General features: G+C 73.7%; 10 protein-coding genes. 6 read left to right on the top strand and 4 right to left on the bottom strand.

From position 1 onward, the window contains the following. Positions 1-118 precede the first annotated feature (118 nt). Both ACZ6D7_RS39785 and ACZ6D7_RS39780 read right to left on the bottom strand, forming a co-directional pair. Complete coding sequence (locus ACZ6D7_RS39785; protein WP_469501654.1) at positions 119-1,441, bottom strand: extracellular solute-binding protein; 1,323 nt, start codon at positions 1,439-1,441, stop codon at positions 119-121. Between the two features lie 274 nt (positions 1,442-1,715). Beyond that, positions 1,716-2,849 carry an ROK family transcriptional regulator gene (locus tag ACZ6D7_RS39780; protein ID WP_469501649.1) on the bottom strand — a complete coding sequence of 378 codons (1,134 nt, stop codon included), beginning with the start codon at positions 2,847-2,849 and terminating at the stop codon, positions 1,716-1,718. A 320-nt stretch (positions 2,850-3,169) separates the two neighbouring features. Between ACZ6D7_RS39780 and ACZ6D7_RS39775 the strand changes: the two genes are divergently transcribed. The 5 genes from ACZ6D7_RS39775 to ACZ6D7_RS39755 all read left to right on the top strand — a co-directional run bounded on the left by ACZ6D7_RS39775 (position 3,170) and on the right by ACZ6D7_RS39755 (position 10,393). After that, positions 3,170-3,922 carry a BadF/BadG/BcrA/BcrD ATPase family protein gene (locus ACZ6D7_RS39775; RefSeq protein WP_469501646.1) on the top strand — a complete coding sequence of 251 codons (753 nt, stop codon included), beginning with the start codon at positions 3,170-3,172 and terminating at the stop codon, positions 3,920-3,922. A 192-nt stretch (positions 3,923-4,114) separates the two neighbouring features. Further along, a complete protein-coding gene (locus ACZ6D7_RS39770; protein ID WP_469501644.1) occupies positions 4,115-6,031 on the top strand; it encodes a phosphatase PAP2 family protein in 1,917 nt (638 codons plus the stop codon). Between the two features lie 317 nt (positions 6,032-6,348). Beyond that, entirely contained in the window at positions 6,349-7,272 is a 924-nt protein-coding gene (locus ACZ6D7_RS39765) for a MurR/RpiR family transcriptional regulator (protein ID WP_469501641.1), read from the top strand. A 290-nt stretch (positions 7,273-7,562) separates the two neighbouring features. Continuing rightward, positions 7,563-7,946: a hypothetical protein gene (locus ACZ6D7_RS39760; RefSeq protein ID WP_469501638.1), complete on the top strand. Its 384-nt coding sequence runs from the start codon at positions 7,563-7,565 to the stop codon at positions 7,944-7,946. 89 nt (positions 7,947-8,035) lie between these two features. Further along, positions 8,036-10,393: a SpoIIE family protein phosphatase gene (locus ACZ6D7_RS39755; RefSeq protein ID WP_469501636.1), complete on the top strand. Its 2,358-nt coding sequence runs from the start codon at positions 8,036-8,038 to the stop codon at positions 10,391-10,393. Between the two features lie 225 nt (positions 10,394-10,618). Here ACZ6D7_RS39755 and ACZ6D7_RS39750 read toward each other — a convergent pair whose 3' ends face one another. Next, positions 10,619-11,518, bottom strand: a complete 900-nt coding sequence (locus tag ACZ6D7_RS39750) for a peptidoglycan-binding domain-containing protein (protein ID WP_469501632.1) — start codon at positions 11,516-11,518, stop codon at positions 10,619-10,621. Positions 11,519-11,576: 58 nt separating this feature from the next. Next, positions 11,577-12,407 carry an ATP-grasp domain-containing protein gene (locus ACZ6D7_RS39745; RefSeq protein WP_469501629.1) on the bottom strand — a complete coding sequence of 277 codons (831 nt, stop codon included), beginning with the start codon at positions 12,405-12,407 and terminating at the stop codon, positions 11,577-11,579. A gap of 212 nt (positions 12,408-12,619) precedes the next feature. Between ACZ6D7_RS39745 and ACZ6D7_RS39740 the strand changes: the two genes are divergently transcribed. After that, complete coding sequence (locus ACZ6D7_RS39740; protein ID WP_388387846.1) at positions 12,620-13,468, top strand: bifunctional methylenetetrahydrofolate dehydrogenase/methenyltetrahydrofolate cyclohydrolase; 849 nt, start codon at positions 12,620-12,622, stop codon at positions 13,466-13,468. Positions 13,469-13,562 lie beyond the last annotated feature (94 nt).

Raw genomic sequence — 13,562 nt, 5'->3', positions numbered from 1 at the left:
CCTTTTGTCGGAAACCCCCTATTGCAGCAGGAAGTACCCTCCCACCTCTCCCCCCCCCCCCCCCCCCGTCCCCCCCGCCCCCTCCCCCCCCCCCCCCCCCCCCCCCGCCGGCCTGCGATCAGCCGCCGACCTGCTGGTTGTAGCCGTCCACGATGTTCTGCAGGGCCTTGTCGGCCGACTGCTGGCCGTTGATCGCCTTGCCGAGCTCCGTCTTGGTCGGGTCCTCGGTGAGGCTCTTGCCCTTCAGCACCCAGTTCGTCTGCGCGTTGTTGAAGTAGCCGGAGATCGGGGCGTAGAGCGGGATCGACTCGTTGTAGAGCTTGAACGCCGCCTGCGCCGCCTCGGACTTGAAGGGGTACTTCGGGCTCAGACCGCTCTCGACCGGCAGGAACCCGGACGCCTCGCACAGCGCCTGGTAGTGCGCCGGCTCGTACAGCCAGGACAGGAACTTCGTCGCGGCCTTGGCCGCGTCCGCGTTGTTGTTGAAGCCCACCGTCATGCCGCCGCTGTTGACGTCGCTGGCCTGCACCGGCTGGGCGGGGGTCGGGACGCTCGCCCACTCGAACTTGTTGATGCTGTCGGCGAAGGCGGGAACCTGCCACACGCCGGACCAGTAGGCGACGACGTCACCGCTCTGGAACATGGCCGACGGGTCCGCGCCGCTGGTCCACACCGACTTCGGCATGGTCTTGTCGTCGTTCCATCCGACGAAGGTGTTCACGGCCTTCTTGGTCGCCGCGTCCACCGAGAACTTGCCGGAGGAGTCCGCGTGGACGTACTGGCCGCCCATCTCGTACACCATGGCGCGGAGCCGGGACGGCGACTGGTCGAACGTCAGGGAGTACTTGGCGTCGGTCTTCTCCCGAACCTCGTTCGCCGCCTCGATGAACTCGGTCCAGGTCCAGGTCTTCGAGGGCGAGGTCGGGAAGGAGACGCCGGCCTTCTCGAAGAGCGACTTGTTGATGAACATGCCGGACGCGGTGACGTCCGAGGGGATGGCAAGCACCTTCCCGGACGAGTCCTTGGCGATGAAGTTCGCGTTGATCTTGTTGGTCTTGTTGTTGGCGATGGAGCTGAGGTCGATCAGCTTGTTCGACCAGATCGGGTCCAGCGCCGGGACGGCCGCCACGTCGGGCAGCGAGTTCGCCTGCGCGGCGTTGTGCAGCTTCGTGGGGTAGCCGTCGTAGGGGATGTTGACGAGCTTGACGGAGACGCCGGCTTCCTTCTTGTACTGCGCCACCAGCTTCTTCCAGCCCGCGTCCTGCCCCGGAACCGTGGAGATCCAGAACGTCAGCGACTTGGACGTGCCGCCCGAGTCGGAGCCCCCTCCGCAGGCGGAGAGCAGCAGGGCACCTGCCGACGCGGCGGCAGCGAGGGGAACCAGGCGGCGCATACCGCCGCGGCCGAGTCGGCTGGAGTGCCGCACACCCACAGTGGTCATCTTCGATCCCATTTCGTCATAGGGGACGGAGCACGGCGCCGACCCAGGCGGCACTGGTGCATTGTGAAAAGAGTTCGCTTTCCGAGGGCGCGGCCTCGCCCGGCCGCGTCATCCTGACAGGAGAGGGTCCCCGGCCGCTGTGGCCGTCGCCGCACAAGCACGCCCTGGTGCGGTTGCCGTACGTCGTGTACCGGCGGGACGCTCACCCCAAGCCGGTGTCCCGACCGACTTAGAAAGCGCTTGTCCGGACATTGGCAGACCGAGTCGCGGGCCGTCAATCCTTGGTCCGCGCGGCCTCGGTCACGGTTTGGACTCCCCGGGCGACCGCGAGCCGCGCGGCACCCGTGACGGTGCCGAGATCCCCGACCGTGCTGCTGACCACCTCGGTGGGCCAGCTCAGCCGGGCCAGCTCGGCCCGCACACCGGGCAGGAGCTGCGGGTCCGCGCCCGTGCTGCCTCCCAGCACGATCAGGCCCGGGTCCAGCACGGCGGTCACGGCGGCGGCGAGGCGGCCCACGTCCACGGCGTGGCGGCCGACGACGGCACGGGCGGTGGCCCGGCCCTCCCCGGCGAGGGCGAAGAGCCGCTCGGTGGTGCGGGGGCACGGGCCGTCGCCGTCCTGCCAGGCCGCGGCGGCCCGGCGCAGCAGGGAACGGGCGCCGATGTACTCCTCCAGGGCCTCCCGGTGCGGCTCGCGGCCGTCGTCCCAGGGGTAGGGCAGCCGGGCCAGCTCTCCGGCGGCGCCGTTGGATCCGCGCAGCACCTGGCCGCCGACGACGATGCCGAGACCGATACCGACGCCGATCCGCAGATAGCCGAAGGTGTGGTGGCCGCGCGCGGCACCCTCGTGCAGCTCCGCCAGCGCGGCGCAGTTGACGTTGTTCTCCAGGTGGACGGGCACGCCCGGCGGTAGGGCGACCGTGATGGCGTCGAAGACCGGGCCGGCCTTGGCGGTCGCGGGACGCATCCCGCTGCCCCGCCGGTCCCGGGCGGCCACGTCGCCGACGGCGACCACGATGGTGCGCAGCGGGACACCGGCGGGCAGCGCGTCGAGTGCCTCGCGTACGGCGTCGGCGGCGTCCTCGCGGGAGGCGGTGGCCTCGGCGAGCGGGGTGCCGTCCAGGGCGCAGCCCCGCACCCGGGTCAGGGCGGGGCCGAGATCGACGGCGAGCACGGCGCCGGCGGCGGGCCCGAGCCGGTAGACGGCGGCGGAGCGGCCGGTGCCGCTGGAGGCGGTGCCGGAGTGCGCGGCGAGCCGGGCGCCCTCCAGCTCCGCCACGGCGGCGGACACCGTCGGCTTGGACAGCCCCGCCAGGCTCGCGAGCTGCGGCCGGGTCGCGCTGCCCGCCTGGGCCAGCACGGCGAACACCGCGCTGGAGCTCTCGGTCAGGCGGGGGGCCTCCGCCACGTCGTGTTCCACAGTTTCCCCCACGGGTACCGGGCCGCGCGCCCGGACCGACCGTGTCGGCGGACTGCGGCGATGGGATGCACCGACGGCGCGCCTTCCCGCCCCGCCGCGGCCCCGAAGGGCCCCGCGATGGTCGAGTGCGCGATTCCTCTTGACGCACTGTACTTCGTTAGTTAACTTCCTAACGAACTTCACGGTACTCGCCTGCCGTGCCTCGTCAGAAGCCCGTCCCGGGGCTTCCCTAGTTCGCCGACTCGCTTTCCCGCGGTCCCGGTTCGCCCGCCGTCGCAGCAGCTCCACGCAACGACGAAAGAGGATCCGTGCAGGACTCTCCCCCCTCGTGCCCCCTCGTGGTCGGCGTCGACGTGGGCGGTACCAAGACCCATCCGCACGCCTGTGAGACACCGCGCCAGTGCGCGCGGATCCGCACCGCCCTGCAGGACCTGCTCGGCGTCCCCGCGCACGTCGTGGGCGACGCCGAACTGCTCGTCCCCGCCGCCGGTCTGAAGGAGGGTGTCGGCCTGGTCGCCGGCACCGGTTCGGTCGCGGTGGGCCGGCTGCCGGGCGGCGATCCCGTCCAGGTGGGCGGCTGGGGCGCGGTCCTCGGCGACGAGGGCGGCGCCGCCGGTCTCGTCCGGGAGGCGGCCCGCGCCGTATGGGCCGCGCACGACCGGGGCGAGGAGCCCGACGCCCTCGCCCGCGCTCTCGTCGCCGCCTTCGGGGTGCCGGAGGTCCCGGCGCTCGGCGCGGCACTGGAGGGCGCCTCGGACGTCTCCGCCGAGTGGGGCCGGCGCGCCCCCGCCGTGTTCGCGGCCGCCGCCGAGGGATCACCGCTCGCCCGTGCCGTGATCGCGGAGGCCGGCGCGGCCCTCGCCGCGCTCGTCGTCCGGCTCGCCGCCCGCGGGATCGCGGCCCGCGACGTCGTCGTGGCGGGCGGCACGGTCCTGGGCCAGCCCGCGCTGTACGAGGCCTTCACCACCGCGCTCGCCCAAGCGCTTTCCGAGGCCCGCCCGCGACGGCTGACCGTCCCGCCGGTCGAGGGCGCGGTGGCGCTGGCGCGTTCGCTTCTGTGAGCCGACCACCGCCCGTTCACCCGCGGGACACGCACCGGACGCCGGGTCATCGCGGAAGCGACACAACCCGGCCGTAGATCTTCGCTCGTACGCATCATTCGGCTCACAAGTCATCAGAAGGCTCACGAGTCGCACGTGATCGCACCTCTTCCCTCTGGCCGCAGGGCCGCAGAACTCAAGAGAGGCACACCTATGCCGTCACCCGCCGGGACCCCCTTCCCCTCGGCCGTGAACAGAAGGCGCTTCCTGAAGGCTTCCCTCGGCGGCTCGGCGGCCCTGGTCGCCGCCCCGACACTGGCCTCCTGGCTGGGCGCGGCCGACGCCAAGGCCGCCGTGAACCCGCTGCCGTTCGTCGACGACTACAAGACGAACCTGACGACGAACCTCACGCCCGAGACCAACGCCGTCGTGCGGATCCTCGGCGGGTTCGCCACGGTGTGGAAGACCGGCAGCGCCTGGAACACCGGCACGCCGCTGCGGCCCGAGATCCTGCGCGCCAACGTGCGCTACTGCATAGCCGTCACCACCGCCCGCACGGAGGCGCAGGGCAGGGAGGCGTTCGTCTTCGACCGCCAGCACCAGAGCTACGCGATGATCGGCGCCCTCGGCCCGCTGGCCGACCTCTACCGGACGGGCGCCAAGGCGGTCACGTCCATCACCGGCGCGCCGGACACCACCCCCGCGACCACCATCAGCGACGCCGTTCCCGCGGGCGCGCCCGCCGGCTCCGCGATCGGCGCCGGCTCGTACACCTCGGACCTCGGCCAGGTCGCCAAGCTGGTCGACACCGTGCGCGGCCCGTTCGCCTCCGGCAACCCGGGCAAGTACGCCTTCCAGTACCCGCGTCCGTGGCGGATGAACGAGAACAGCCAGGTCGTCGACACCGGGAGGACCGACGCGCTCGGCTACCCGGTCTACGACTCGAAGGTGGTCGTGGTCCCGCAGCTGCTGCGCCAGCGCAGCACCTCCCCGGTGGACGACGGCGGCTTCCCCAGCGGCCACACCAACGCCTTCCACCTGGCGTCGCTGGCGTTCGCGTACGCGGTGCCCGAGCGGTTCCAGGAGCTGGTGACCCGCGCCCTGGAGCTGAGCCACACCCGGATCGTGTCCGGCATGCACTCCACGGTCGACGTCATCGGCGGCCGCATCATGGCCACCGCCCTGGCCGCGGCCGCGCTGGCCGACCCGGCCAACGCCGAGCTCAAGGCCGCCGCCCGCGCCCAGGCCCTGGCCTATTTCACCGAGAAGACCGGCACGACGGCCGACACGCTGTTCGCCCACGCGCACTCGGACGCCTCCGACGCGTACGCCGACCGCAAGGCCAACGCCCGGGCCAACGAGCCGCGGCTGACGTACGTCCTCGAGCGTGAGGGCCGCAAGGAGCCCCTCACCGTGCCCAAGGGCGCCGAGGTGCTGCTGGAGACCCGCCAGCCGTACCTGAGCGCCGCCCAGCGCCGTGAGGTGCTGCGCAGCACCGCGCTGCCCTCCGGGTACGTGCTGCTGGACGGTTTCGAGCAGTGGGGCCGCCTGAACCTGTTCGCCGCCGCCGACGGTTACGGCTCCTTCGACGCGGACGTGACGGTCACGCTGGACGCGTCGAAGGGCGGCTTCCACGCGGCCGACGCCTGGCGCAACGACATCGAGGGCGACGGCGCGCTGACCAAGCGCGGCTCCGGCGCGCTGACCCTGACCGGGCACAACCGCTACCACGGCGGCACCGTGCTGGAGGAGGGCACGCTCGTCGCCGGGCACGCGAACGCGCTCGGCCAGGGCGATGTGCGGCTGACCGGCGGCACGCTGCGCGCGGGCCTGGCGGTGCGGGTGCGCGGCGCGTGGGTCCAGGAGTCCGGCGCGACGCTGGACCTGACAGTGCGCCGCCACCACGGTGCCGCGCTCACCGTGTCGGGCCGGGTCTGCCTGGAGCGGGGCGCGGTGCTGTCGCTGCGCCCGGACGCCGGGCAGCCGCCGGTCGCCGGCAGCGTCGTCCCGGTGATCGCGGCCTCGGCCCTGCGCGGCCAGTTCGACCGGGTGGAGCTGGACTCCCCCACGCTGCGCGCCGTGCCCGTGTACACGGCGGACGGCCTGTCGGTACGGATCCTGAAGCGGTAACCCCTGCACGACGCCGAACGGTCCGCGACGGCCCCACGGGGCTGACGCGGACCGTTTCGCGTCCCGCGTCTTCGGCGTGGGGAGGCCGACGGCCGGACGCCGAGCCCGTGGCCCGGCCGGCGAACGCCGTGATGCCCCGCCGCGCGGAAGTCGCCGGCCCCCACCGCCCGCCCGACCACGCGCGAGGCGGGCGGCCAGGTCACGCTCTACCGACGGTAACCGCAAGCGGGGTGCACGGCGGGGGCGCGCTCGGGCACCCTGTCCGGCACAGTCCGTGAGCTATGTTGAGCTGCGTGGGAGACAAAGGAGGCGCACCGGTGCCATCGCCCCAGCAGGCACGCGCACAGGCATCCGCCATCACCTCGGGAAAGACCGCGCCGGAGGCGGAGGTGTCCCCGACCTCCCGGTTGCGGGCCCTCTTCGACGGGCCCCATCTGTCCCCGGGCCAGCGGCGCATCGCCCAGTATCTGATCGAGAACATCACCGAGGCGGCGTTCCTGTCGATCACCGACCTCGCCGAACGCGTCGGCGTGAGCCAGCCCTCGGTGACCCGGTTCGCGGCGGCGGTCGGCTTCAGCGGCTACCCCGCGCTGCGGGAGAGGCTCCAGTCGATCGCGATCGGCACCCTGGCGGGCGGCCCCGCGGCGGCCGAGGTGAACCGGAGCAACGAACTCCAGGCGGCGGTCGACGCGGAGATCGAGAACCTGGAGAACCTGCGCCGCGACTTCGCCGACCCCGACCAGGTCATCGACATCGGCCGCAAGCTGTCGCAGTCGACGCCGCTGACCATCCTGGGCCTCAGGATCTCGGTCTCGCTCGCCGAGTACTTCGCGTACGCGGCCCGCCGGGTCCATCCGGACGTCCGGCTGGTGACCCGGGGCGGCAGCGTGGCCTACGACGCGCTGCTGCAGTCCCGGGAAGCGGGCGGGACCTGGGTGCTGGCGTTCTCGATGCCCCGGCACGCGACGGAGACCCTGACGGCCGTACGGGTGGCCCGCAGCGCCGGGCTGAAGGTCGCGCTGATCACCGACCTGGCGCTGGGGCCGGTGGCCGACGAGGCCGACGTCACCTTCGCCTCCGGCACCGGGTCCCGGCTGGTCTTCGACTCGTACGCGGCCCCCGGGGTGATGGCCGCCGCGGTGCTCCAGGCCATGACCGACGCGGGCCCGGAACGCACCCAGGCGCGGCTCGAGGAGTACGAGCAGATCGCCGAGCAGCACCAGTTCTTCCTGCGCGACTGACCCACCCCCCTCCCTCGGAAAGAGACACAGGGATCATTGCGGCCATTTCGCGCATGAATGTTTTCATACGCCTTGCAAAGAAGACGGCATATATAAATACTGCCTACGGCCGCACCGCCCAGCAGGGCACCTGTACGGGCACCCGAAGCCGCCGTCCCCTACCCGCGTCGGCGCCCAGGGCGCTCGGGGCCTCTCCTCGCGAGAGCGCCCGTGGTGGCCCCGGTCATCCCCTAGACCGGGGCCGCCCCGAACCGTCGGACCATCCTCACGACGCCACCCACCCGGAAGCGATGATCATGACCCTGACGACGACGACTCGCATCAGCCCGGACTGGCCGTGCCAGGTCAAGAGCCCCGGCAGTTACGACTGGGAGCGCTCGGCCGCGAAGTGGCTGCGCGAGCTGGTGCCCGCGCGCTACGCGAGCTACCCGGCGCTGCTGCGCCACCCCGTGCTGCTCGCCCGTCACGCGCAGATCCAGGTCCAGCAGGAGGTGCGGGTGGCCCGCACCGCCCTGCAGACCGCCCGCGCCGACCTGCCCCGGCTGGGCATGCCCGAGTCGGTCATCGAGCACACGATCAAGCTGTACGCCGCCGAGGTCATGCAGCTCCAGCACATCGCCCGCAGCGTCCGCGCCGTGACCCAGGCCCTGGTGGAGCACGGCTCCACGCGCTGAACGGCACGGTCAGTTCCGGGCGTCGCCCCTGACGGGGAGGCCGCCCCAAGGCCCTGATCACATCGGCGCTCCTGTGCCATGCTCGGGGCGTGACGACAGAACCCGCCCCGCCCGCGGGCTCCGGCGCCGCGACCGACCTGGCCGCGCTGGCCCGGGTCGTGGCCCGCCAGCGCGCCGAACTGGACCGGCTGCAGGACCTGGCGGCCACCTCGGCCGTCCTGGAGCGGGCCACGGGCCTGCTGATGGCCCGGCTCGGCTGCTCCCCGGACGAGGCGCAGGAGGAGTTGCGAAGACGGGCGTCGACCGCCCGGCACACCCTGCTCGAGGAGTGCTGGATCGCCCTCGGCGGCCTCGCCCTCCCTGACCGCACCGCCCCGGAACCACCGGGTGCCGCCATCGTTCCCCCGCCGCAGCCCGTCCCCGCCGAGGAGTCCGACGCCCTCGGCCGGCTGGCCCGGGCCCTGGCACGGGTCGGCTCCCCGCAGGACCTCGCCCGCTGTCTGCTGGACCGGCTCGCCCCGGACACCGGCGCCGACGCGGTGATGATCTACGCCCGGCTGCCCGTCGGCGGGCTGGAACTGCTCGGGCACGCCGGGGTCGACGACACGCTGGCCGAGCGGTGGAGCCGGGTGCCGCCACTGGCCGGGATCGCCGCGCTGGACGCCCTCGACACCGGGCGGCCGTGCTGGCTGGAGGACCCCGCCGTGGACCGGGTCCGCTACCCGCTGGCCGGGGAGGCCTCCGAGGAATGGCGCTCACGCGCCTGGCTGCCGGTGGCCGCCGGCGAGCCGGCGGAGACCGTCCTCGGGATCCTGCGCCGGCGCGAGGGCCCGTTCCCGCCCCTCGTCCGGGAGCGGCTGCTGGCCGTGGCCCGGCTGTGCGCGGGCCCGCTGCACGGCTTCGGCGTCCGCCCGGAACCCGCCCTCGGCTCCGCCGCGGACGCCGTGCAGAAGGTGTTCGACCGGATGCCGGTCGCCGCGGTGCTGCTCACCCCGCTGCGCTCCCCGGCGGGCGCGGTCGAGGACTTCCGGGTCACCGCCGCGACCGCCGGCATGTCCGACGCGAGCGGCCGGCACGGCCGTGACCTGGCCGGCCTGCGTTTCCTGGAGTGCTGGCCGGCCGTGGCGGACGAACCGCTGTGGCGGGGCTGCCTTCAGGCGCTGGCCGGCACGGATCCGTACGAGAGCGAGCCGTTCGCCCGGGAGCAGGTGGTGGCCGGGGTCAGCGAGCTGTCCACCTACTCGGCGCGGGCGGAGCGGCTGGGCGACGGGCTGGTCGTCAGCTGGATCCGGCACGACGCCTCGGACCGGCAGGAGCAGCGGCTGGCGGACGTCCAGCGGCTGGGCAACCTCGGCTGGGCCCACTGGAACCTCGTCACCGGCGAGGCGACCTGGTCCTCCCAGGCGTTCGCCGTCCTGGACCGGGACCCGGCGCGGGGCGCCCTGCCGCTCGCCCGGCTGCCCCGGGTCGCCCTGCCCGAGGACGGGCCGGCGCTGGCCCGCGCCGTCGGGGAGCTGACCCGGGAGGGGCGGGCGTGCGACGTGCCGTTCCGGATCGCCGCGCACGACGGGGTGCGGCATCTGCGGGCGGTCGCCGAGGCGGTGACGGACGCTCAGGGCACCCCCGCCGAGGTGCACGGCTTCGTGCAGGACGTCACCGCGCAGCGCAGCACCGAACTCGCCCTGGTCGCCACCGAGCGGGCGATCCTCACCCAGCACGGGGTGCTCCAGGCCGAGCGCACGGTGGCCGCCCGGCTCCAGGACGCGCTGCTGCCGCTGCCGAAGCAGCCGGTCCGGCTGGCCGGGCTGCGGGTCGACATCGCCTATCTGCCCGCGCAGTCGGGGCTGAACGTGGGCGGCGACTGGTTCAGCGCGATCGAACTCCCCGACGGCGACGCCCTGTTCGTGGTGGGTGATGTCGCCGGGCACGGCATGGACGCGGTCGCCGCGATGGCGCTGCTGCGGTTCACCGCCAAGGGGATGGTCATCACGGGCTCGTCGCTGACGGGGGCGCTCACCCGGCTCAACGCCTTGCTGCTGCACTCCCGGGACCCGCACGGCACGGCGACCATGGTCCTGGCCCGCTACCGCCCCGCCGACCGGCGGCTGGTGTGGGCGCAGGCCGGTCATCCCCCGCCGCTGCTGCTGCGGGCCGGGGAGGCGGCCTATCTGGAACGCCCCGGCGGGATGCTGCTCGGCGCGAGCGACACCCCGCGCTACGCGGAGGCCGAGTGCCGGCTCGCACCCGGCGACCGGCTGCTGCTCTACACGGACGGCCTGGTGGAGCGGCCCTCGGAGAGCATCGACCGGGGACTGGACCGGCTGGCCCGGGCCGCCGCGGCCGAACCCGCCCCGCTGGGGCGGCTGCTCGGCGGGCTGCTGGACCCCGAGGGACGGGACGACGTGTGCGTCCTGGACATCCGGGTGCCCGAGGACGGCGAGGAGTAGGGCGAGGGGGACGGCTCAGTCGTCGCGGTGCCGCCAGTACCAGACCGCCCCGACGACGAGGGCCAGCAGGAAGGCGACGGGCAGCACCAGGCCCGGAATGCGGGAGACGTTCATACGGACGGCTTTCGGCTCGGCGGGCCGACCTGCCGTACGCGGGTCGACCCGCCGAGCATTGTGACACGCGCCACATTGCCCGTCGGCCGTCTTTTCCGATGTGTTACCGGGTCAGCCGCTGGTGCGCGACTCCAGTGCCTGGCGGGTGTCGTCGCCGTAGACCCCGTCCTCGTCGCCACGTACGCCGTACCAGAGCTGGAAGCGGGCCACGGCCGCGGTGAGCACGGCGTCGTAGCGCCCGTCGGTGGCGCCGTTGTCGTACACGTTCGGGATGCGCAGCAGCCGCTGCTGGAGGTCGGTGACCTCGGGGCCGCTGTCGCCCTCGCTGAGGAAGGCCGCGCCGTCGGGGCCGGTGGTGGGCGAGGGGGCCGTGGTGGCGGGGCTCGGGGTGGCCGACGGAGGGGTCTGGGCGGCCGCCGCCTCGCCGCCCCGGCCGGGCAGCAGCAGGGCGCAGCCGAAGCCGACGAGCGCCGCCGCGGCGACGGCGACGGTCACGGCGGCGCGGCGCAGGCCGGCGCCGGATCCGGTGCGCCGACGGCCGTCCGGCACCGGCGGGTGACCGGAGCGGGGGCGCTGGGCCCCGGGGCGTTCCGGCCGGGCCCCGCCCCGCCCGGCGGCCGACGAGGGCGGGGACGCGGAGGCGGATCGGGCCGCGGAGCCCGCTCCGCCGGAGCGCGGGGACGTCGAGCCGACCCTGGTGCGCTTCCCGTCCGAGCGGCGGAACGTCGATCCCGCTCTGAGGTGGCGCCCGCCGCCGGGCGGGGACGAGGACGCGGTTCCCCCACCGAAGAAGTCCGTCCCGCCTGCCGGTACCTGGGGAAGCTCCTCGGTCTGGGCCTCCACGGCCGCCGAGGCGTCCGCCAGTGGTACGGCCTCGTAGGTCTCGGTGTCCTCGGTCATCTCGCGGAACAGCTCCGCGAGCGCGTCGGTGTTGCGGGGCCGCAGGACCCGGATGGGCTCCAGGACCGGTCGTTCGTCGGGCTCCTGCCCCGGTTCGGCCGGTGTCGGCACGCTGATCTCCCTCCGTCCGTGTCCCCGGGGAGAGATACGCGCGCGTGGGCGGCGGGGTTCAGCCGGTGAGGAAGCGGTGCAGGGAACGGGTGGTCGCGGCGACGAACGCGTCCCGTCCGGCGTCGTCGAGGACGTCCAGGGAAAGGTAGGGGTTGAGGTCCTCCAGCTCCACCAGCAGCAGTTCCCCGCCGGGGGCCCGGCAGGCGTCGACCCGCTGGATGCCGTGCGCGAGCCCGTTCCACTCGATGAAGCGGTGCGCGAACTCCAGGTCCGCCACGGTCGGCGCGTACGGCCGCAGGTCCCAGCGGCGGGCAGGGTCCGGGGCGTACAGGGCGTACTGGAAGTCGTGGTCGACGTAGTAGAAGGAGACCTCGTAGGTGAACTCCACGCGGGGCTGGACCAGGATCGTGCCGTAGGCGAGGCCGGCCAGCCGGTCGGCGGTGACGAACTCCAGGCCTATGGAGTCGGCGCCCAGCTTGGGCTTCACGGCGTAGCGGTCCGCCGCGGGGAGGCGGTGCAGGTCCTCGGCGCGGTCGACGGTGGGGATGACCGGGAAGCCGGCCTCGGTGAGGTCGAGGAGGTACTGCTTGCCGGCCATGTCGGCCTTGCCGGTGAGCGGGTTGTAGACGCGCGTCCCGCCGCGCGCCGCCCGCTCGCGGAACGCCCGGTACTCCTCGGCGTACGCCAGGACGGGGCCGCTGTTGCGGACGACGACCGCGTCGAAGCCGTCCATCAGCCGGGCCGCGTCGAGCGGGTGGCACAGGGCCAGATCGAACGCGGCGCGCAGCCGGGCGGTGAGCTGGATGTCCTCGTCGCCGTAGCGGCGCCCGCGCGCCGGGTACGCCAGGTCGGTGACGTAGAGGAGGCGGGGGCGGGCGGCGGCGGACATGCGGGGCTCCTCGCGAGGTGGGGAGGGTGAGGTGAGGTGAGGTGCGGAAAGGTTACGTCGGGCCCCCGGGCGTGCCCCCGCGAGGGCCGACCTCCGGACAATGTGAGGCCGATGGCGCCTGAGATCGCCGACGTCCGGGTCTGAGATCGCCGGGTCCGGTCGGGTCGTACGATTGCGGGACCGTCGTTCTCTCCCGAAGGGCTCGTCCACTCGTGACCACCGCAACACTTCTCGACGGCAAGGCCGCCGCGGCCGACATCAAGAACGAACTCGCCCTGCGGGTCCAGGCGCTCAAGGAGCGCGGCATCCACCCCGGGCTGGGCACGATCCTCGTCGGTGACGACCCGGGCAGCCGTTCGTACGTGGGCGGCAAGCACCGGGACTGCGCGCAGGTCGGCATCGCCTCGATCCGGGTGGAGCTGCCCGCCGACGCCTCCCAGGCGGACGTGGAGGCGGCCGTGCTGCGGCTCAACGCCGACCCGGCCTGCACGGGCTTCATCGTCCAGCTTCCGCTGCCCGCCCACATCGACACGCACGCGGTGCTGGAGCTGATCGACCCGGTCAAGGACGCCGACGGGCTGCATCCGACGAACCTGGGCCGGCTGGTGCTGGGCATACCGGCGCCGCTGCCCTGCACCCCGCGCGGCATCATCGACCTGCTGCGCCGCAACCTGGTGCCGATCACCGGTCAGCAGTTCTGCGTCATCGGCTGCGGGGTGACGGTGGGCCGTCCGCTGGGTCTGATGCTGACCCGCGCCACCGAGCACGCCACCGTCACGCTGTGCCACGAGGCCACGCAGGACACGGCCGCACACGCCCGCGAGGCGGACGTGGTGGTAGCCGCGGCCGGTGTGGCGCACCTGGTCCGGCCCGACTGGATCAAGCCGGGCGCCACCGTGCTCTCCGTGGGCCTGACCCGCACGGTCGAGGGGGTCCTCGGTGACGTCCACCCGGACGTCGGTGACGTGGCCGGGTCCTTCGCGCCGCCGATCGGCGGGGTGGGTCCGATGACCCGGGCGATGCTGCTGACCAACGTGGTCGAGGCCGCCGAGCGGCTCTGACGTCAGGCGTCAGGTCCGTCGAAGCGGGTCGACACCGTGACCTGGCCTGAGCGGGACACGGGGCACTCAGTTCCCTTTCCTCAGGGAACTGAGT

The organism is Streptomyces sp. NPDC041784 (genome assembly GCF_055591025.1).
The sequence above is the reverse complement of the archived record's forward strand: the minus strand, read 5'-3'. Positions and strand labels throughout refer to the sequence as shown.